The organism is Peribacillus sp. NPDC096447 (assembly GCF_044762725.1).
Classification (GTDB): Bacteria; Bacillota; Bacilli; order Bacillales; family DSM-1321; genus Peribacillus.
In genome coordinates this window covers 43,768-62,479 of record NZ_JBIWEV010000013.1, presented here as the reverse complement: position 1 = coordinate 62,479, position 18,712 = coordinate 43,768, and the positions used below count along the sequence as shown (strand labels likewise).

General features: G+C 42.0%; 20 protein-coding genes, 1 rRNA gene and 1 other annotated feature. All 21 genes read left to right on the top strand.

Annotation, left to right across the window (positions count from 1 at the left end; genetic code table 11):
• Window positions 1-104, top strand: a 5S ribosomal RNA gene (gene rrf, locus ACIQZD_RS24945); the annotation flags it as partial.
• Window positions 105-449: 345 nt separating this feature from the next.
• On the top strand, window positions 450-911 hold the full coding sequence (locus ACIQZD_RS24940; RefSeq protein ID WP_402907291.1) for a CtsR family transcriptional regulator: 462 nt from the start codon (window positions 450-452) through the stop codon (window positions 909-911).
• A gap of 21 nt (window positions 912-932) precedes the next feature.
• Window positions 933-1,484 carry a protein-arginine kinase activator protein McsA gene (mcsA, locus tag ACIQZD_RS24935; protein ID WP_402907289.1) on the top strand — a complete coding sequence of 184 codons (552 nt, stop codon included), beginning with the start codon at window positions 933-935 and terminating at the stop codon, window positions 1,482-1,484.
• The gene (mcsB, locus tag ACIQZD_RS24930) at window positions 1,481-2,557 is read left to right on the top strand and encodes a protein-arginine kinase McsB (RefSeq protein WP_101225857.1); all 1,077 of its coding nucleotides are present in this window, start codon (window positions 1,481-1,483) and stop codon (window positions 2,555-2,557) included. The genes mcsA and mcsB overlap by 4 nt, the downstream gene beginning before the upstream one ends.
• Before the next feature lie 130 nt (window positions 2,558-2,687).
• Complete coding sequence (gene clpC, locus ACIQZD_RS24925; protein ID WP_402907286.1) at window positions 2,688-5,129, top strand: ATP-dependent protease ATP-binding subunit ClpC; 2,442 nt, start codon at window positions 2,688-2,690, stop codon at window positions 5,127-5,129.
• 198 nt (window positions 5,130-5,327) lie between these two features.
• Complete coding sequence (radA, locus tag ACIQZD_RS24920) at window positions 5,328-6,716, top strand: DNA repair protein RadA (RefSeq protein WP_402907284.1); 1,389 nt, start codon at window positions 5,328-5,330, stop codon at window positions 6,714-6,716.
• A gap of 2 nt (window positions 6,717-6,718) precedes the next feature.
• A complete protein-coding gene (gene disA, locus ACIQZD_RS24915; RefSeq protein ID WP_402907282.1) occupies window positions 6,719-7,792 on the top strand; it encodes a DNA integrity scanning diadenylate cyclase DisA in 1,074 nt (357 codons plus the stop codon).
• 227 nt (window positions 7,793-8,019) lie between these two features.
• Entirely contained in the window at window positions 8,020-9,117 is a 1,098-nt protein-coding gene (locus ACIQZD_RS24910; protein WP_137016904.1) for a PIN/TRAM domain-containing protein, read from the top strand.
• Window positions 9,118-9,138: 21 nt separating this feature from the next.
• Complete coding sequence (gene ispD / locus ACIQZD_RS24905; protein WP_402907279.1) at window positions 9,139-9,828, top strand: 2-C-methyl-D-erythritol 4-phosphate cytidylyltransferase; 690 nt, start codon at window positions 9,139-9,141, stop codon at window positions 9,826-9,828.
• 14 nt (window positions 9,829-9,842) lie between these two features.
• Window positions 9,843-10,322 (top strand): 2-C-methyl-D-erythritol 2,4-cyclodiphosphate synthase, encoded by a 480-nt coding sequence (gene ispF, locus ACIQZD_RS24900; protein ID WP_402907277.1) that lies wholly within the window; start codon window positions 9,843-9,845, stop codon window positions 10,320-10,322.
• A 90-nt stretch (window positions 10,323-10,412) separates the two neighbouring features.
• Entirely contained in the window at window positions 10,413-11,870 is a 1,458-nt protein-coding gene (gltX, locus tag ACIQZD_RS24895) for a glutamate--tRNA ligase (RefSeq protein WP_402907275.1), read from the top strand.
• 42 nt (window positions 11,871-11,912) lie between these two features.
• Window positions 11,913-12,162 (top strand) — a binding site (T-box leader).
• An 85-nt stretch (window positions 12,163-12,247) separates the two neighbouring features.
• Window positions 12,248-12,898, top strand: coding sequence for a serine O-acetyltransferase (gene cysE / locus ACIQZD_RS24890; RefSeq protein WP_101225864.1), 651 nt, complete (start codon window positions 12,248-12,250; stop codon window positions 12,896-12,898).
• A gap of 1 nt (window position 12,899) precedes the next feature.
• Window positions 12,900-14,297: a cysteine--tRNA ligase gene (cysS, locus tag ACIQZD_RS24885; protein ID WP_402907273.1), complete on the top strand. Its 1,398-nt coding sequence runs from the start codon at window positions 12,900-12,902 to the stop codon at window positions 14,295-14,297.
• 3 nt (window positions 14,298-14,300) lie between these two features.
• Window positions 14,301-14,723, top strand: a complete 423-nt coding sequence (locus ACIQZD_RS24880; protein WP_402907271.1) for a Mini-ribonuclease 3 — start codon at window positions 14,301-14,303, stop codon at window positions 14,721-14,723.
• Complete coding sequence (gene rlmB, locus ACIQZD_RS24875; RefSeq protein ID WP_137016895.1) at window positions 14,720-15,463, top strand: 23S rRNA (guanosine(2251)-2'-O)-methyltransferase RlmB; 744 nt, start codon at window positions 14,720-14,722, stop codon at window positions 15,461-15,463. The genes ACIQZD_RS24880 and rlmB overlap by 4 nt, the downstream gene beginning before the upstream one ends.
• 4 nt (window positions 15,464-15,467) lie before the next feature.
• On the top strand, window positions 15,468-15,977 hold the full coding sequence (locus ACIQZD_RS24870) for an NYN domain-containing protein (RefSeq protein WP_402907268.1): 510 nt from the start codon (window positions 15,468-15,470) through the stop codon (window positions 15,975-15,977).
• An 85-nt stretch (window positions 15,978-16,062) separates the two neighbouring features.
• The gene (gene sigH / locus ACIQZD_RS24865; protein ID WP_094246690.1) at window positions 16,063-16,695 is read left to right on the top strand and encodes an RNA polymerase sporulation sigma factor SigH; all 633 of its coding nucleotides are present in this window, start codon (window positions 16,063-16,065) and stop codon (window positions 16,693-16,695) included.
• A gap of 201 nt (window positions 16,696-16,896) precedes the next feature.
• Entirely contained in the window at window positions 16,897-17,046 is a 150-nt protein-coding gene (rpmG, locus tag ACIQZD_RS24860; RefSeq protein ID WP_101225867.1) for a 50S ribosomal protein L33, read from the top strand.
• A gap of 50 nt (window positions 17,047-17,096) precedes the next feature.
• Window positions 17,097-17,279, top strand: a complete 183-nt coding sequence (gene secE, locus ACIQZD_RS24855) for a preprotein translocase subunit SecE (protein ID WP_034305062.1) — start codon at window positions 17,097-17,099, stop codon at window positions 17,277-17,279.
• Between the two features lie 255 nt (window positions 17,280-17,534).
• Window positions 17,535-18,068: a transcription termination/antitermination protein NusG gene (gene nusG, locus ACIQZD_RS24850; RefSeq protein ID WP_048677866.1), complete on the top strand. Its 534-nt coding sequence runs from the start codon at window positions 17,535-17,537 to the stop codon at window positions 18,066-18,068.
• Window positions 18,069-18,242: 174 nt separating this feature from the next.
• Window positions 18,243-18,668, top strand: a complete 426-nt coding sequence (gene rplK / locus ACIQZD_RS24845; protein ID WP_034305057.1) for a 50S ribosomal protein L11 — start codon at window positions 18,243-18,245, stop codon at window positions 18,666-18,668.
• Window positions 18,669-18,712: the final 44 nt, after the last annotated feature.

Below are 18,712 nucleotides of genomic sequence, written 5' to 3'. Positions count from 1 at the left end.
AGCGAAGAGGTCACACCCGTTCCCATTCCGAACACGGCAGTTAAGCTCTTCAGCGCCGATGGTAGTTGGGGGTTTCCCCCTGTGAGAGTAGGACGCCGCCAAGCCATTTAAAAAGATCAGCCATCCGGCTGGTCTTTTTTGATGTTCGTAATTAAAAAGTTTTTTATTTCAGGGACAGCATGGAGCTGGCCTTATTTTTGGTGAGCTGGGGTTTGGGCAGTATTTAAGTTGTGAAACCTTAAGGAGAAGATAAAATAGCAGGTTTTGCATTTATCTTTTTAGGGTATTAATGTAAGATATTTCAACTTTAATGTTCAATGGGGTATGTAACTACATATAATTTGGAGAAAATGGATATTACAGAAAGAAAGTGCGTTTAAGTTGCAAAATGCATTATTCCTTGTATAATAATAGTCAAATATAGTCAAAGTCAGAATGGAGGAGGCTGAGTGAGAAACATATCTGATGTTATCGAAACTTATTTGAAGCAAGTACTTGAAATAAGTCAAAGAGATATCTTGGAGATTAAAAGAAGTGAAATAGCAGATAAATTTCAGTGTGTTCCTTCTCAAATCAATTACGTAATCAATACCAGGTTTACCATCGAGAGAGGTTATGTTGTAGAGAGTAAGCGTGGAGGCGGCGGTTATATACGCATCATGAAGGTGGAATCACAGGATTCCGTGCAACTTATCAACCAATTATTATCGCTTATTGGTTCAAGGGTAACTCAATCGATGGCTGAAGGAGTAATTTCAAGGCTGATGAATGAAGACGTCATTAATGAAAGAGAAGCAAAGATTATGATGAGCGTCATAGATAGATCGGTGATTTATATCGACCTACCTGACCGCGATGAACTTAGGGCAAGAATTTTAACTGCGATGCTTACGACTTTAAAATATAAATGAAACTGGCAGAGGTGATGAACGTTGATTTGCCAAGAATGTCATCAAAGGCCTGCTACCCTGCACTTCACCAAAATCATCAATGGAAAAAAGACTGAAGTCATGATTTGTGAGAAATGTGCTCAGGAAAAAGGCGAAATATTCATGGATGCAGGTGGACCTGGTTTTTCAATAAATAATTTATTAGCAGGATTGTTGAATATGGAGTCGAATATTCAACAGACGAAGGCAAATGCATTTCCTAAAACGGAAGAGAGGCGTTGCCCGCATTGTCATCGATCTTATAAAGAATTTGTCCATATTGGTAAGTTTGGCTGTGCCGAATGTTATAAAACGTTCAATGAACAGTTAAATCCCATATTAAAGAGGGTTCATAGCGGCAATACAGCACATATAGGGAAAATTCCAAAAAGGATCGGTGGCACCATCTATCTTCGAAAGCAAATTTCAGATTTGAAAGAAGTTTTAAAGGCCCACATTGATCAAGAGGAATTTGAGAAAGCGGCAGAGGTAAGAGATAAGGTACGCTCCCTTGAAAAAAGGTTTGAAGCCCAAGAGGGAGGCGAGGAATTATGAGCTTGGAAAAGTTTGTAGAAAATGCTTTGAGTTCCTGGATGAGTGCCGAAGGGCCGGAAATCGATATTGTATTGAGTTCGCGGATTCGGCTGGCCAGGAATTTCAAAGACTTTACCTTCCCAACCTCCTTTTCTAACGAAGAAGCTAAAAAAATCATTGAATTGGTCAAAAAAAGAATTGAAGAAGAAGTGACTCCAGAGATTGGGAAACTGGAACTTTTAGAGATTGACCAATTGCAGCCACTGGAAAAGCGCGTTCTCGTTGAAAAACATTTAATCAGTCCTCATTTAGTTGAAGATTCAGCGAAAAGCGCATGTCTCCTTTCGGAAAATGAAGAAATAAGTATCATGATAAATGAAGAGGATCATCTCCGTATTCAATGTTTAATGTCGGGATTGCAGCTGAAGGAAACCTTAAAGATTGCAAATGTTCTTGACGATTGGATTGAAGAATCCATAGACTATGCATATGATGAAGAAAGAGGATACCTAACTAGTTGTCCGACTAATGTGGGAACAGGATTAAGGGCTTCAGTCATGATGCATCTTCCCGGCCTGGTCCTTACACAGCAGATGAATAATATCATACCGGCTATCAACCAATTGGGGTTGGTGGTTCGAGGGATTTATGGAGAGGGCAGTCAAGCGTTAGGGAATATTTTTCAAATCTCCAATCAAATTACTCTTGGAAAGTCGGAAAGGGATATCGTTGAAGATCTAACAAGTGTAGTGCAACAAATCATAGCCCAGGAACGGTCAGCGAGGGATGCATTAGCGAGGACTTCCCACATACAATTAGAAGATAGAATTTTCCGTTCATATGGGATTTTGTCCAATGCTCGAATCATCGAGACCAAGGAAGCAGCTACCTGTATCTCCGATGTTAGGTTAGGGATAGATCTTGGGTATATAAAAAATATTTCCAAAAGCATTTTAAATGAGTTGATGATTTTGACGCAGTCAGGATTTTTACAAAAGTACGCAGGCGGCCCTTTAAGACCCCATGAAAGGGATATTCGTAGAGCAGCACTCATCCGGGAACGCTTGAATTTCACGGAATCTTCCTCCTCATAGAGGTCATTGACCTCTTTAGGGAGTATCAAATTTCATGTAATAGATATGGAGCAAGAATAAGCTTCTGCCATTACTTAGAGAATTGCCAGCAACTTTATTCAAAACGAAAATTCTTAAGGAGGAATTCCCTATGATGTTTGGTCGTTTTACTGAAAGAGCCCAGAAAGTATTAGCATTAGCCCAAGAAGAGGCAATCCGTTTAGGTCATAATAATATTGGCACGGAACATATTTTACTGGGTCTTGTCCGAGAAGGTGATGGTATTGCAGCCAAAGCGTTATATGCTCTTGGATTGGGTCCGGATAAGATTCAGAAAGAAGTGGAAAATTTAATTGGCCGTGGACAGGATACGGCTCAAACGATACATTATACCCCGAGAGCCAAGAAAGTCATTGAACTTTCCATGGATGAGGCAAGAAAATTAGGTCACTCATATGTTGGGACAGAGCATGTTCTTTTAGGTCTTATACGAGAAGGGGAAGGTGTAGCTGCCCGCGTATTGAATAATCTTGGTGTAAGTTTAAATAAAGCCAGACAACAAGTATTACAGCTTTTGGGCAGCAATGAATCAGGTGGTCATCAAGGTTCTGCCGCTTCAAATGCGAGCACACCGACACTGGATGGCCTAGCCCGTGATTTAACTGCGATTGCCAGGGAAGGAAGCTTGGATCCCGTTATCGGAAGAAGTAAGGAAATACAGCGTGTCATTGAGGTATTAAGCCGTCGTACAAAAAATAACCCAGTATTGATCGGTGAACCTGGGGTAGGTAAAACAGCCATTGCTGAAGGGCTCGCCCAACAGATCATCAATAATGAGGTACCTGAAATTTTACGCGATAAACGCGTAATGACACTTGATATGGGTACTGTTGTGGCTGGTACTAAATACCGTGGTGAATTTGAGGACCGGTTGAAGAAGGTTATGGATGAAATACGTCAGGCGGGTAATATCATCCTATTCATCGATGAATTGCATACATTGATTGGTGCAGGTGGTGCAGAAGGTGCCATTGATGCCTCCAATATCCTAAAACCATCATTGGCCCGTGGTGAATTACAATGTATCGGTGCTACAACATTGGATGAATACCGTAAGTATATTGAAAAGGATGCTGCGCTTGAACGTCGTTTCCAGCCAATCCAAGTCGATGAGCCGACTATTTTGGAATCCATCCAAATTCTCAAGGGGCTGCGTGACCGTTATGAGGCACATCACCGCGTATCGATTACTGACGAAGCGATTGATGCCGCAGTCAAGTTATCCGACCGTTATATTTCCGATCGCTTTTTACCGGATAAAGCAATTGACTTGATTGATGAAGCTGGCTCTAAGGTTAGACTGCGCTCATACACAACGCCACCTAACTTAAAGGAACTTGAAGTGAAGCTAGATGATGTTCGCAAGGAAAAGGATGCTTCCGTTCAGAGTCAGGAATTTGAAAAAGCTGCTTCGCTTCGCGATACGGAACAACGCTTAAGAGAACAATTGGAAGAAACGAAAAAAACTTGGAAAGAAAAACAAGGGCAGGAGAACAGTGAAGTCACTGTGAATGACATTGCACATGTCGTATCCAGCTGGACGGGAGTGCCAGTCACTAAATTGGCGCAAACAGAGTCAGATAAATTGCTTAATATGGAGTCAATCCTCCATGATCGTGTAATTGGGCAGGAAGAGGCCGTCATTGCGGTTTCTAAAGCAGTACGACGTGCAAGGGCAGGTTTGAAAGATCCTAAACGTCCAATTGGTTCATTCATCTTCTTGGGACCTACAGGGGTCGGTAAAACCGAGCTTGCCCGTGCTTTGGCTGAATCCATATTTGGTGATGAAGATGCCATGATTCGCATCGATATGTCCGAATATATGGAGAAACATTCGACTTCACGTCTTGTTGGATCCCCTCCAGGATATGTTGGATACGAAGAAGGCGGTCAGTTAACGGAAAAAGTGCGGAGGAAACCATACTCCGTCGTTCTGCTTGATGAAATAGAAAAGGCGCATCCGGATGTCTTCAATATCCTTCTTCAAGTATTGGAAGACGGAAGACTGACAGATTCCAAGGGGCGTACTGTCGATTTCAGGAATACCATTCTGATCATGACATCGAATGTAGGTGCGTCGGCCTTGAAAATCGATAAGTATGTCGGCTTTAACATCCAGGATACTGGCCAGGACTATAAAAATATGAAAGGGAAAGTGATGGAAGAACTCAAACGTGCATTCCGTCCGGAATTCCTGAATCGTATTGATGAAACCATCGTGTTCCACTCATTAGAGAAGGATCATTTGAAACAAATCGTTACATTAATGTCAAATCAGCTTACTACCCGTTTGAAAGAACAGGAGATATACTTGGAGCTGACAGATGCGGCTAGAGAAAAAATTGCTACGGAAGGTTTTGATCCGGAATATGGGGCAAGGCCAATCCGCAGGGCGCTTCAGAAGCATGTAGAAGATTATCTATCCGAAGAGTTGCTTAAGGGCAACGTGAAAAAAGGGCAAACGGTCGTAATGGATGTCGTGAATAATGAGTTTGCAATCCGGCAAGGCGAGCCTGTTAATGTAAGTGAATAACCTGATCCTAAACTTCGAGGTACACGCAGATTCTTTTGCAGTGTACCTCTGTTTTTTATCTATAGGCAGATATGAGTATAAACGGGACAAGCAAAGTGAATATTTTTTTAAAAAAACTTAGCCTTAAGAAGGTTTAAATAAAACAGAGATATAATATCCTTAATATAGATATTTTTTCCAAAGGAAGAGGAGTAATTTATGGCTGTAAAAAAGAAAACAAAATTTATGTGTCAGTCTTGTGGATATGAGTCCGCGAAATGGATGGGAAAATGCCCAGGCTGCGGTGAATGGAACAAAATGGTCGAGGAAACCGAAATCGTTAAACCTGCTAGAAAGGGCGCTTTTACCCATTCAGAGGTTAGAGGTTCCGGGGAACGGGAGAAGGCAGCACCCATAACGACCATTCAATCAGAAAAAGAACCACGGATTAAGACGGATTTAATGGAATTGAATCGTGCTCTTGGGGGCGGGATCGTACAGGGGTCACTTGTATTGATCGGAGGGGACCCGGGTATCGGTAAATCCACCCTGCTTTTACAGGTATCATCACAATTGGCGCATAAACAGAAAAAAGTGCTATATATATCAGGGGAAGAATCAGTCAAGCAGACCAAATTGAGAGCGGACCGGCTTGGGACCATGTCGGAACATCTATTCGTTTATTCTGAAACCGATATGGACTATATCCAACAGGCCATTACAGAGGTAAAACCGGATTTGGTCATTATTGACTCCATTCAAACGGTATATCATTCGGAGGTTACATCTGCCCCGGGAAGCGTTTCACAAGTGAGGGAATGCACAGCCTCACTCATGCGCATAGCTAAAACGAACGGGATCGCGATTTTTATCGTCGGTCACGTTACAAAGGAAGGGGCCATTGCGGGACCGCGGCTGCTTGAGCACATGGTTGACACCGTTTTATATTTTGAAGGAGAAAGACACCATACATATCGAATTATACGCGCGGTCAAGAATCGCTTTGGTTCGACGAATGAGATGGGTATTTTTGAAATGAAAGAACATGGATTGGAAGAGGTTGCGAATCCATCGGAAATTTTCCTTGAAGAACGGTCGCAAGGAGCTTCGGGTTCCACGGTCGTCGCATCCATGGAGGGCACAAGGCCAGTGCTTGTCGAAATTCAAGCATTGATTTCACCTACAAGTTTTGGAAACCCAAGGCGAATGGCCACGGGAATTGACCACAATCGAGTTTCGCTTTTAATGGCTGTTCTGGAAAAGAGAGTGGGCTTGCTGCTCCAAAACCAGGATGCGTATTTAAAGGTTGCTGGTGGGGTCAAGCTTGATGAACCGGCAATTGACCTCGCTGTCGCAATAAGCATTGCATCAAGCTTCCGTGATAAACCAACAAACCCTGCCGATTGCATCATTGGTGAAGTGGGGCTGACTGGGGAAGTTAGAAGGGTGTCACGGATAGAACAAAGGGTGCAGGAAGCAGCGAAGTTAGGGTTTGAGCGGGTTATCATACCGGCTAATAATATAGGGGGATGGACCGCCCCGAAAGGTATTAAGATCGTTGGTGTTTCATCGGTTTCGGAGGCTCTTAAACAAACGTTAGGGGGTTAAGTATGACAGATAAAAAAGGGTATGAGAAAACAAAATTGGAAATTCTGCAAATTGTAGCACCGGGTACCCCGCTTCGGGAGGGCATTGAAAATGTCCTGAGGGCAAATACAGGTGGTTTGATAGTGGTCGGATATAACGAGAAAGTGCGAACGATCGTGGATGGCGGCTTCGAAATCAACTGCAACTGTACCCCCAGCACATTATATGAGTTGGCGAAGATGGACGGGGCCATCATTTTAAATGAAACGGCCGATAAGATCATTTTTGCAAATGCCCAATTAGTGCCGGATAATAGCACACCTTCCACTGAAACGGGAATGCGGCATAGGACAGCGGAACGTGTGGCAAGGGAGACCAAGTCGTTGGTCATCGCAATCTCACAACGCCGGAATGTCATCACTTTATATCAGGGCAATTTCCGGTATGCCCTTAAAGATATAGGTGTCATACTCGCTAAGGCTAATTTGGCCATCCAGACCCTGGAAAAATACAAGGTGGTCCTGCAGCAGAGCATATCGGTCTTAGGAGCGCTCGAGTTTGAGGAAATCGTGACCTATGCCGACCTTTTGCAGGTATTTCACCGTTATGTAATGGTGCTCAGGATCAAGGCCGAGCTACTAACGTACCTTAATGAACTTGGTACGGAAGGAAGATTGATCCGTTTGCAAATGAATGAAATCCTGGCAGATATTGAAACGGAAGGAAAATGGCTTATCAAGGATTATACCTCCAGTAATGATGAAAATCCCGAGGAAATCATTTTTAGGCTTCAAGAGTTGGCCATGCAGGAAAAACTGGATGAAAGCATTCTTCTGAAGGTGCTGGGCTATCATGGATACATACATCTTGATGAGTCAGTACATCCCCGTGGTTACCGTATTCTTCATAAAATCCCACGCCTGCCGGGTTTGATCATCGAAAATTTAGTGAAACAGTTCGGAAGCTTTAGTGAAGTCAATAAAGCTACGGTTGAAAACCTTGACGATGTGGAGGGTATAGGTGAAGTCCGCGCCAATAAAATCAAAGAAGGACTCCGCATTTTAAAAAATCAGCTGGTCACAAATAGAAGGATGTAAGGAGCCGCTGGCCTTTTAACATTCACCTGAACCAGCTTGAAATTGATTGGTGTTTATTTTTGACACTCAAAACTCAGGGTGCTAGGCTAATATTACGAAAAAGAGAAGAAGTCGTATTTGTAAATCCACTAATTCCTTAAGTGAATTTAACGTATATAATGAAAACGAATTTTCGAAGGTTTCATTTTATTTTATTGGTCAATAATGAGTAGAGGGAGGTGAAAGGGATGTTAAAACGCATTATACAAGCATGCTTCTTAATAGTCGGCGGAACACTTGGTATGTTACTAATTCCTGAATTATTAATTGTTTTACATGCAGACGATATTGCTTTATTAAACAATCCTTATGTAAGTGTACTGTTGGGTGCCATTATCTTTTATCTTATAACTTTTTGGGCAGTAGATCATGTGATCTATTTTATGAAGTGGCTGGAGGAACAGCTTGTTAAGATACCGATTACGGATATAATCTTTGGCAGCGTCGGCCTTTTAGTGGGACTGCTTGCGGCGTTCTTGGTTGGCTCCGCCTTCAGTGCCATCAAGGTTCCTATTTTAAATACAGTGGTACCTATCATCCTTACGCTTTTATTTGGTTATCTTGGTTTTCAGGTGGGCTTTAAAAAACGTGATGAGCTATTGAGTTTATTCATGAAAAGCAATAAGAAAAAGAATACTGATGGTGAAGCAAGCGAAGAGGATGAAGAGGGGTATAGCAAGCGGCTGAAGATTCTCGATACTAGTGTCATCATTGATGGTAGAATTGCGGATATCTGTCAGACGGGCTTTCTGGAGGGTACCATAGTCATTCCTCAATTCGTATTAAACGAACTGCAGCACATTGCCGATTCTTCTGATGCATTGAAAAGGAATCGCGGAAGACGCGGTTTGGATATCTTGAATCGGATTCAAAAAGACCTACCGATTAAAGTGGAGATGTACGAGGGGGATTTTGAAGACATCCAGGAAGTGGACAGTAAACTAGTGAAGCTTGCCAAAATATCGGGCGGTATGGTCGTTACCAATGATTTCAATTTAAACAAAGTATGCGAGTTTCAAAATGTGGCGGTCCTTAATATCAATGACCTGGCCAATGCCGTTAAACCTGTTGTACTTCCCGGGGAAGAGATGAATGTTCAAGTCATCAAGGACGGGAAAGAGCAGAACCAAGGCATCGCTTATTTGGACGATGGTACCATGATCGTAGTCGAGGGTGGCCGTGACCATATCGGGAAACGGATCGATGTACTTGTCACAAGTGTATTGCAAACCTCAGCAGGCCGGATGATATTCGCTAAGCCGAAACTATTAGAAAAAGCATTATAAAGAAGAGTAGGAGAAACCGTTATGTTTTATGAAGTAGTGATACCTGCAGCTGGACAAGGCAAAAGAATGAAGGCGGGCAAGAATAAACTTTTTATTGAACTATCGGGTATCCCGATCATTGTTTATACACTGCGTGTCTTCGAAGAAGATCCTGACTGTCGGGGGATTATCCTTTCGATAAACCCGGCAGAAAAGGATTATTTCAATCAATTGATAGCAGCGTATGGGCTTAAAAAGGTCAAGACACTGGTCATGGGTGGCAAGGAGCGCCAACAAAGCGTGTATAATGGACTGCAACATGCAGAAGAAGACATCATCCTGGTCCATGACGGTGCCCGCCCTTTTATCAATATTGGGCAAATCAGTGAATTGACTACTGCCGCCTCCCTGCATGGAGGTGCCGTAATTGCAGTGCCCGTTAAGGATACGATTAAAAAAGCGGCAAACAAAGAGGTAGTGGAAACAGTGGAACGATCAAGCTTGTGGGCGGTGCAAACTCCACAAGCTTTTCGTGTATCCATATTAAAAAGTGCGTATGAACAGGCAGAAGCTGAAGCATTTTTAGGGACGGATGATGCAAGTTTGCTAGAGCGGATCAATGAACAGGTAGTTATTATTGAGGGCAATTATGATAATATTAAAATTACGACTCAGGAAGACCTTTATTTTGCAGAAGCGATTTTACATAAACAACAACATGGAAAAAGATGATTGGGGAGAATGATATGTTTAGAATAGGACAAGGATATGACGTTCATCAGCTTGTAGAGGGTAGACCTTTGATTATTGGCGGGATTACGATTCCGTATGAGAAAGGTTTGCTAGGGCATTCTGATGCGGATGTCCTTCTGCATACTGTTGCTGATGCCTGCTTGGGTGCAATTGGTGCAGGGGATATCGGTAAGCATTTTCCGGATACCGATCCTGAATTTAAAGATGCCGATTCGGCAAAACTGCTGCAGTATATTTGGGCAATTGTAAAAAAGGAAGGATATTCCCTAGGCAATGCGGACTGTACAATCATTGCACAAAGCCCGAAAATGGCACCGTATATTGAGGAGATGCGAGGCAGGATTGCTGAACTTTTAGATGCGTCGACAGACAGAATTAATGTAAAGGCGACCACTACCGAGAAACTTGGATTTACAGGCAGGAGCGAAGGAATCGCGGCACAGGCTGTAGTCTTATTGGTTAAATCAAACTAAATTCGTTTTTAGGGTGGATGCCTTTATCCCAATGTATTTAAATGATAATATATACAATAGAATAGAACGACTGGGAGGTCTATATATATCATGAGCAGTGATATTCGAGTTCGCTATGCACCGAGTCCGACTGGACATTTACATATTGGTAATGCACGGACTGCTTTATTTAATTATTTATACGCACGAAATAAAGGCGGGAAATTCATCATTCGTATTGAAGATACCGACCAAAAGAGAAATATTGAAGGCGGAGAGGATAGTCAGCTTAAATATTTGAAATGGCTTGGTATGGATTGGGATGAAGGTGTTGATGTTGGCGGTGAATACGGGCCATATCGTCAATCCGAAAGGAACGACCTTTATCAGGAACTGTATCAAGAGCTTTTAGATAAGGGTTTGGCATATAAATGCTATTGTACGGAAGAAGAACTTGAAGCAGAGCGTGAAGGACAGGTCGAACGCAATGAAACACCAAAATATTCAGGGAAGTGCAAGCATTTAACTGAGGAAGAGCAAGCGGAACTATTGGCTCAAGGAAGAAAACCGAGCATTCGCTTTGCCGTTCCGGCTGGGAAGGTCCTTACTTTCAAAGATATGGTCAAGGATGAGGTTTCGTTTGAAACAGATGGCTTTGGTGATTTTGTTATCGTTAAAAAAGATGGCATTCCAACCTATAACTTTGCAGTGGCCGTCGATGATCATTTGATGAAGATTTCCCATGTCCTTCGCGGTGATGATCATATCTCCAATACTCCAAAACAATTGATGATTTATGAAGCTTTCGGTTGGGAACCGCCGGTATTCGGACATATGACGCTGATTGTAAACGAAAGCAGGAAGAAACTGAGTAAACGTGATGAGTCGATCATTCAATTCATTGAGCAATATGAAGAGCTTGGTTATGTACCAGAAGCGTTATTCAATTTCATTACATTACTAGGATGGTCTCCGGTCGGGGAGGAAGAGATTTTCACGAAGGAAGAATTCATTAATATTTTTGATGCTGACCGGCTGTCTAAATCACCTGCACTTTTCGATAAACAAAAGCTTACATGGATGAATAACCAATATGTGAAGCAATTGGACGTCAATCGTGCAGTGGAATTGTCAATGCCTCACTTAATTAAAGCCGGGAAGGTTTCAGAGACACTGACCGCCGAAGAAGAAGAGTGGGTACATGGGCTAGTTTCCCTTTTTCAAGAGCAGATGAGCTATGGAGCGGAAATAGTCGAGCTATCTGAACTGTTTTTCAAGGATGAGGTCGTGTTCGAGGAAGAAGCTAAGGAAGTGCTGGCTGAAGAACAGGTACCGGAAGTCATGAAAGCTTTCCTTCAGGAGATTGAAGGACTTGAAGAATTTAACGCGGATGAAATCAAGAAGTCGATTAAAGCCGTACAAAAAGGCACAGGTCATAAAGGAAAAAAATTATTCATGCCGATAAGGGCTGCAGTCACGGGTCAAACACATGGTCCTGACTTGCCTAAGGCGATTTCATTGCTGGGCAAGGAAAAAATTAAACAGCGTATTCAGAGTATTTTATATTAACAATTTGTCGAAAATGTAATATAGTATTTAATAATCTTACAAAAGAACGCGTAGATGGGGAGAAGTAAGTAAACGAAGCTTTTTAGAGAGAACCATAACCTGCTGAAAGTGGTTCAAGCCTCTCGTTTTCCTGAAATGCACCCTTGAGTCCTTTGCTGAACTAACTTATAGTAGGCACAGGCGGAATTTCCTCCGTTACAGGGATTAAAGTTGGGGATGAAAAAACAGGAAAAAGCTTTATCTGGTTTTAACATTCCAAACAGAGTGGAACCGCGCTTCAAGCGTCTCTGTCTATTTGGACAGAGACGCTTTTTTATATGCTTTAAAAGCTTCAAAAGGGGATGTTGGAAAAGGACGGAACATAGGGGGGAATCATTTTGTTAAAGATGTTTAAAGAGGATATCGAAGTGGTTTTTGATCAAGATCCTGCTGCGCGCAGCTATTTGGAAGTCATATTGACGTACGCGGGTTTACATGCGATTTGGAGTCATAGGATGGCTCACGCACTATTCAAGAAGAAATTCTTTTTCCTGGCAAGAAGTATATCTCAAATCAGTCGGTTTTTTACCGGAATTGAAATTCATCCAGGGGCTACGATTGGCCGTCGTTTCTTCATTGACCATGGAATGGGGATCGTCATTGGCGAAACTTGTGAAATTGGCGACAATGTATCAGTCTTTCAAGGTGTAACCCTTGGGGGAACAGGAAAGGAAAAGGGAAAACGTCATCCTACGATAAAGGATAATGTCCTGATTGCTACAGGAGCAAAAGTGCTGGGTTCCATCACTGTTGGGGAAAACTCAAAAATCGGTGCAGGATCGGTTGTTTTAAAGGAGGTGCCACCTAATTCTACAGTGGTTGGCATTCCAGGTAAAGTGGTCATTCAAGATGGTATCAAAATCAACAAAGACCTAAATCATTGTGATCTTCCTGATCCAATCGCTGATCGCTTTAAGGAATTGGATAGTGAACTCAGGGCCTTAAGAGAGAAGCTGGCTGAACAGAAGCAGGAAGAAAGGAGTCTATAAAATGGCGATTAAAATATATAACACAGCAACAAGAAAAAAGGAAACCTTCGTCCCGATTGAAGAGGGAAAGGTGAAGATGTATGTATGCGGGCCCACTGTCTATAATTACATTCATATAGGTAATGCAAGACCGGCAATCGTATTCGATACCGTTCGTAGGTATTTGGATTACCGTGGATATGATGTGCAATTCGTTTCGAACTTTACGGATGTGGATGATAAGCTGATTCGCGCTGCAAAAGAATTGGGTGAAGATGTCCCGACCATCTCAGAGCGTTTCATCAAGGCTTATTTTGAAGACGTGTCGGCATTGGGCTGCAAAAAAGCGGATGCTCACCCAACCGTAATGGAGAACATGGATGCAATCATTGAATTCATCTCGGCATTAATTGAGAAAGGATTCGCTTATGAATCTGAAGGGGATGTGTATTACCGCACTCGTAAGTTTGAGGGATATGGAAAGCTTTCGCATCAGTCCATCGATGAGCTGCGTGTGGGGGCCCGTATTGAAATAGGGGAGAAAAAACAAGATGCCCTTGATTTTGCCCTTTGGAAAACGGCCAAGGATGATGAAATATCTTGGGAGAGCCCATGGGGTAAGGGGCGTCCTGGCTGGCATATCGAATGCTCCGCAATGGTCAAAAAGTATTTGGGCGATACGATCGATATTCATGCAGGGGGTCAAGATCTGGCTTTCCCGCATCATGAAAATGAAATTGCACAATCCGAAGCATTGACGGGTAAGACCTTTGCGAATTATTGGATGCATAACGGGTATATAAATATTGAGAATGAAAAAATGTCTAAGTCCTTAGGCAATTTCGTCCTTGTGCATGACATCATTCAGAAGCATGATCCACAAGTGTTACGCTTCTTCATGTTATCTGTACATTACCGTCATCCCATCAATTATAGCGAAGAAGTGCTTGAAAATGTAAAAGCGTCCCTTGAACGCTTAAGGACATCTTATCAAAACTTAAAGCACCGCCTTCAAGTAAGTGACGGATTGACTGAGAATAATGATGTTTGGTTGGAGAAGCTTAATGAATTACATGAACAATTCATTAAGGAAATGGACGATGATTTCAACACAGCTAATGCAATATCCATGCTCTTTGAACTTTCCAAACAGGCGAATTATTACTTGATGGAGAAAAACACAGACAAGGAAGTGATTAATGCTTTCCTTGAAAAATTCAACATCTTATTTTCTGTCCTGGGTTTATCCCTTGAAGAAGAGGGGCTTTTGGATGAAGAAATTGAAGGGTTGATACAGCAGAGAATTCAAGCGCGGAAAGACCGCAATTTTGGGTTATCTGATGAAATTCGTGATCGCTTGAAAAACATGAATATCATATTAGAGGATACCCCTCAAGGTACAAGATGGAAAAGAGGGTAATTAATGCTTCATTACGATAGTAAGGTAGATGCAAAAATGCTGAACAGTCTTGCTTTAGCATATATAGGTGATGCCGTATACGAAACATATATACGGCATCACCTCATTCAAAAAGGATCGGTCAAGCCCAATCTACTTCACAAAAAAGCTACATCTTTTGTAGCGGCTAAAGCGCAAAATAAAATCATTCACTTTTTCCTGGAGTCAGATTGGTTATCGGAAGAGGAATCCGCTGTCGTTCGGCGCGGCCGAAATGCAAAATCCGGTTCTGTACCGAAAAATACAGATGTGCAAACGTATCGTTACAGTACAGCCTTCGAGGCACTTATGGGATTTTTGTATTTATCCGGCCGTATAGAAAGAATGGAAGAACTAATCAAAAAATCCATTGAATACATTGAAGAAGAAAAGGGGAGTAACCCATGAGCGAAGAATATATCATTGGCAGAAACCCCGTATTGGAAGCTCTTCGTTCCGAACGGGATATTAATAAAATTTGGATAGCCGAAGGCTCGCAAAAAGGCTCGATGCAGCCACTCATCGGTCTGGCGAAGGAAAAGAAGGTATTCGTGCAAATCGTACCGAAGAAAAAAATTGACCAAATGGCAGAAGGCATCCATCAAGGCGTTATCGCACAAGTGGCTGCATATGAATATGTGGAGCTGGATGACCTATTCGCAAAAGCGGCTGAACGGGACGAAGCACCTTTTTTCATGATCCTTGATGAAGTTGAAGATCCGCATAATCTAGGCTCGATCATGAGGACGGCTGATGCAGTCGGAGCCCATGGAATCATCATTCCAAAAAGGAGAGCGGTTGGCTTGACGGCAACAGTGGCAAAAGCCTCGACGGGTGCAATCGAGTATATTCCGGTAGCTCGCGTTACAAATTTGGCAAGAGCGGTTGAAGAGTTGAAAGAGCGTGGGGTATGGATAGTCGGTACCGATGCGAAAGGCAGCGATGATTACCGTAACATGGATGGAAAGATGCCTATCGGGCTTGTTATCGGTAGCGAAGGAAAAGGCATGGCCCGGTTAATGAAGGATAAATGTGATTTTCTCGTCCGTCTCCCTATGGCAGGTCAAGTAACTTCGTTAAATGCATCGGTAGCAGCCGGTTTATTGATGTATGAGGTTTATAGAAAAAGAAATCCTCTAGGGCAATGATGGAATGAATATTCTGTTGGTGGACGGTTATAACATTATTGGAGCTTGGCCGGAACTGAGAGAATTAAAGGAAAGGGATCTTGCTGCTGCAAGGGACCGGTTGATAGAAATGATGGCGGAATATCAAGCATTTACCGGATACCGTGTAATTGTCGTATTTGACGCTCAATATGTTCAGGGAATTGCCCGCATATTCAAAAATCACAAAGTTGACGTAATTTTTACAAAAGAAAATGAAACTGCGGATGAAAGAATTGAAAAGATGGCCATTGAACTGAATAATGTCAAAACGCAAATTCAAGTGGCAACCTCTGACTTCACGGAACAGTGGGTGATCTTCGGCCAAGGGGCCCTAAGGAAATCCGCTCGTGAACTGCTTGTTGAAATGGAAGAAATTCAAGGCGAAATCAAGAAAGATGTAAGAAAAACAACGACGATAAGACCCGTGGCTAAAATTCCTTTAAGTGAAGAAGTGGCAGAAATTTTCGAAAAATGGCGCCGGGGTAAAATTTGAACCATTGACGGGTAAATTTTACCTGCTGTATAATATTTCTATCTGAGTCAGGTCAGGGGGATATAATGTGGGTCTCAAATTCGGAATGAAGCTGAACGAAAAGTATCTGCAGTTTGAGGATGATGAATTGATAGGGTTGGTGCACACTGGAGACAGTGAAGCGCTGGATTATTTGATCCAAAAGTATCGTAATTTTGTAAGAGCTAAGGCAAGGACTTATTTCTTGATTGGTGCCGATAAGGAAGACATCGTGCAAGAAGGTATGATTGGTTTATATAAAGCCGTCCGTGATTTCAAAGGGGATAAGTTATCTTCTTTTAAAGCATTTGCAGAACTATGCATTACGAGGCAGATCATTACAGCTATCAAAACAGCAACACGTCAAAAACATATTCCGCTCAATTCCTATGTTTCCCTGGACAAGCCCATTTACGATGAGGAATCGGATCGAACTCTAATGGATATTATATCGGGTACGAAAGTTTTGGACCCGGAAGAACTGATCATCAACCAAGAAGAGTTTGACGATATCGAATTAAAGATGGCCGAGCTCCTGAGTGATCTTGAGAGAAAAGTGTTAGCTCTTTACCTGGATGGACAAACCTACCAAGAAATTTCGGAAGAGTTGAACCGGCATGTTAAGTCAATCGACAACGCCCTTCAACGGGTGAAAAGAAAGCTCGAGCGCTATCTGGAAGTAAGGGAAATCAGTTTATAATCCCTCCGCTTTTTCCGCTTAATTTCATCTGTCCCTTCTCCACATGGAAGTTTATTATTCACAAAGATTTTTAATGGATGTCAAGTAAACCGATATTCTGATTTCCGGTGTCCATAATCGTCGAAACCCGCTTTGATATTGACAATAAAAAACAGCCGTGATAAGGTTTTATGGATATAGTAGATAGGATAGGTGTATCTAATGCGAAAAAAAATAGTTCTTGCCTGCACTGATTGCGGTACAAGGAATTATAGTTATGAGAGCAAACAATCGACAAGCGGCGAACGACTGGAAATCAAGAAATTTTGCAGTACGTGCAACTCACACTCGATTCATAAAGAAACGAAATAACCGTTCTATAAATAGATTGACAGAAGCTTCTAATGCTTGGAGGTACATTCATGAAACGTTTTACCGAATTTTTCAGCGGAGTCGCTCGCGAAATGCAAAAAGTAAGCTGGCCGAAACGCAAGGAGCTTACCAAGTATACAATCGTGGTGGTAACGACTGTAGTATTTATGGCTTTATTCTTTACAGTGGTGGATTTGGGCATTTCCGAATTAATTCGCTTAGTTATTGAATAAGAGATTCGAAAATAAGGTATAATAGTGATAGAATAATATGTGTCAGCAGAAAAGCCCGGAAACGGGTTTTTTAATTTGTCTTTTTTAATAAGTGAAGAAGTTCAAAATCGAGCACTGCTGTAATATGTTCATCACAATATATTCTAGTTAAGTCGGAATGACGCCGTATGGTTTTTTGGCTAAAACGTTCAAAGATAAAGATTAATAAAGAAAATGATTGATTGCAGGGAGGGAAGGACGTTAAAGTCCTAACACATGGAAAAGAATTGGTATGTAGTTCACACCTATTCAGGTTATGAGAACAAAGTTAAGGCTAACTTGGAAAAACGTGTTGAAACTATGGGGATGGAAGACAAGATCTTTCGCGTTGTAGTTCCAGAAGAAGAAGAAACAGAAGTGAAAGATGGCAAAAAGAAAGTAACTAAAAAGAAAGTATTTCCAGGATATGTGCTGGTTGAGATCATCATGACTGATGATTCATGGTATGTTGTCCGGAATACGCCTGGAGTAACAGGTTTCGTAGGTTCATCTGGAGCTGGTTCAAAACCGACTGCATTGCTGCCGGAAGAAATTGAAGTCGTTCTTAAGCGAATGGGCGTAGATGAAAGCAAAATCGAGGTTGATTTTGAAATCGGTGATACGGTTCAAGTTAAGGAAGGACCATTTGCAACATTTGCCGGCCCTATTGAAGAACTTGATAAAGATAAAGGTAAAGTAAGGGTTCTAGTCAATATGTTCGGCCGTGATACACCGGTTGAACTTGATTTTAATCAAGTGGAAAAATTATAAACGGAAAAAAACTTGAAATTGCCTTTTGAAAGTGGTAAAATTTCAAAGGTCAGTATGTTTCAATTTTTAGGCCTCAACGATACAAGCATTCTTTATTAATAGATAAAGAATTCAAGATGAGTGGGAGGGTATTACCCTATTACCACATCACGGACTTATAAGGAGGTGTGTCTCGTGGCTAAAAAAGTAATTAAAATGGTTAAATTGCAAATTCCTGCTGGTAAAGCGAATCCGGCACCGCCAGTCGGTCCTGCATTAGGTCAAGCTGGTGTAAACATCATGGGATTCTGTAAGGAGTTCAACGCTCGTACAGCAGATCAAGCTGGTCTAATTATTCCTGTTGAAATCACGGTATTTGAAGACCGTTCATTTACATTCATTACAAAAACTCCACCGGCTGCAGTATTGCTTAAGAAAGTAGCTGGTATCGAGTCTGGTTCTGGTGAACCTAACCGTAATAAAGTTGCTACAGTCAAGCGTGATCAAGTGCGCGAGATTGCTGAAACTAAAATGCCTGACCTAAACGCTGCAAGCGTTGAAGCTGCAATGCGTATGGTTGAAGGTACTGCTCGCAGCATGGGTATTGTCATCGAAGACTAATCCATGTAATTGCTATTTGTTTCTACGGGGTTGCGATTGATACT

Excerpts from the sequence above, each read along its gene's own strand:
- rlmB (WP_137016895.1), top strand. The coding sequence starts at position 14,720 with ATGAGCGAAGAATATATCATTGGCAGAAACCCCGTATTGGAAGCTCTT.
- ispD (WP_402907279.1), top strand. The coding sequence starts at position 9,139 with ATGTTTTATGAAGTAGTGATACCTGCAGCTGGACAAGGCAAAAGAATG.
- rpmG (WP_101225867.1), top strand. The coding sequence starts at position 16,897 with ATGCGAAAAAAAATAGTTCTTGCCTGCACTGATTGCGGTACAAGGAAT.
- gltX (WP_402907275.1), top strand. The coding sequence starts at position 10,413 with ATGAGCAGTGATATTCGAGTTCGCTATGCACCGAGTCCGACTGGACAT.
- ACIQZD_RS24910 (WP_137016904.1), top strand. The coding sequence starts at position 8,020 with ATGTTAAAACGCATTATACAAGCATGCTTCTTAATAGTCGGCGGAACA.
- clpC (WP_402907286.1), top strand. The coding sequence starts at position 2,688 with ATGATGTTTGGTCGTTTTACTGAAAGAGCCCAGAAAGTATTAGCATTA.
- cysS (WP_402907273.1), top strand. The coding sequence starts at position 12,900 with ATGGCGATTAAAATATATAACACAGCAACAAGAAAAAAGGAAACCTTC.
- ACIQZD_RS24880 (WP_402907271.1), top strand. The coding sequence starts at position 14,301 with ATGCTTCATTACGATAGTAAGGTAGATGCAAAAATGCTGAACAGTCTT.
- sigH (WP_094246690.1), top strand. The coding sequence starts at position 16,063 with ATGAAGCTGAACGAAAAGTATCTGCAGTTTGAGGATGATGAATTGATA.
- ispF (WP_402907277.1), top strand. The coding sequence starts at position 9,843 with ATGTTTAGAATAGGACAAGGATATGACGTTCATCAGCTTGTAGAGGGT.
- nusG (WP_048677866.1), top strand. The coding sequence starts at position 17,535 with ATGGAAAAGAATTGGTATGTAGTTCACACCTATTCAGGTTATGAGAAC.
- secE (WP_034305062.1), top strand. The coding sequence starts at position 17,097 with ATGAAACGTTTTACCGAATTTTTCAGCGGAGTCGCTCGCGAAATGCAA.
- ACIQZD_RS24870 (WP_402907268.1), top strand. The coding sequence starts at position 15,468 with ATGAATATTCTGTTGGTGGACGGTTATAACATTATTGGAGCTTGGCCG.
- radA (WP_402907284.1), top strand. The coding sequence starts at position 5,328 with ATGGCTGTAAAAAAGAAAACAAAATTTATGTGTCAGTCTTGTGGATAT.
- disA (WP_402907282.1), top strand. The coding sequence starts at position 6,719 with ATGACAGATAAAAAAGGGTATGAGAAAACAAAATTGGAAATTCTGCAA.
- mcsB (WP_101225857.1), top strand. The coding sequence starts at position 1,481 with ATGAGCTTGGAAAAGTTTGTAGAAAATGCTTTGAGTTCCTGGATGAGT.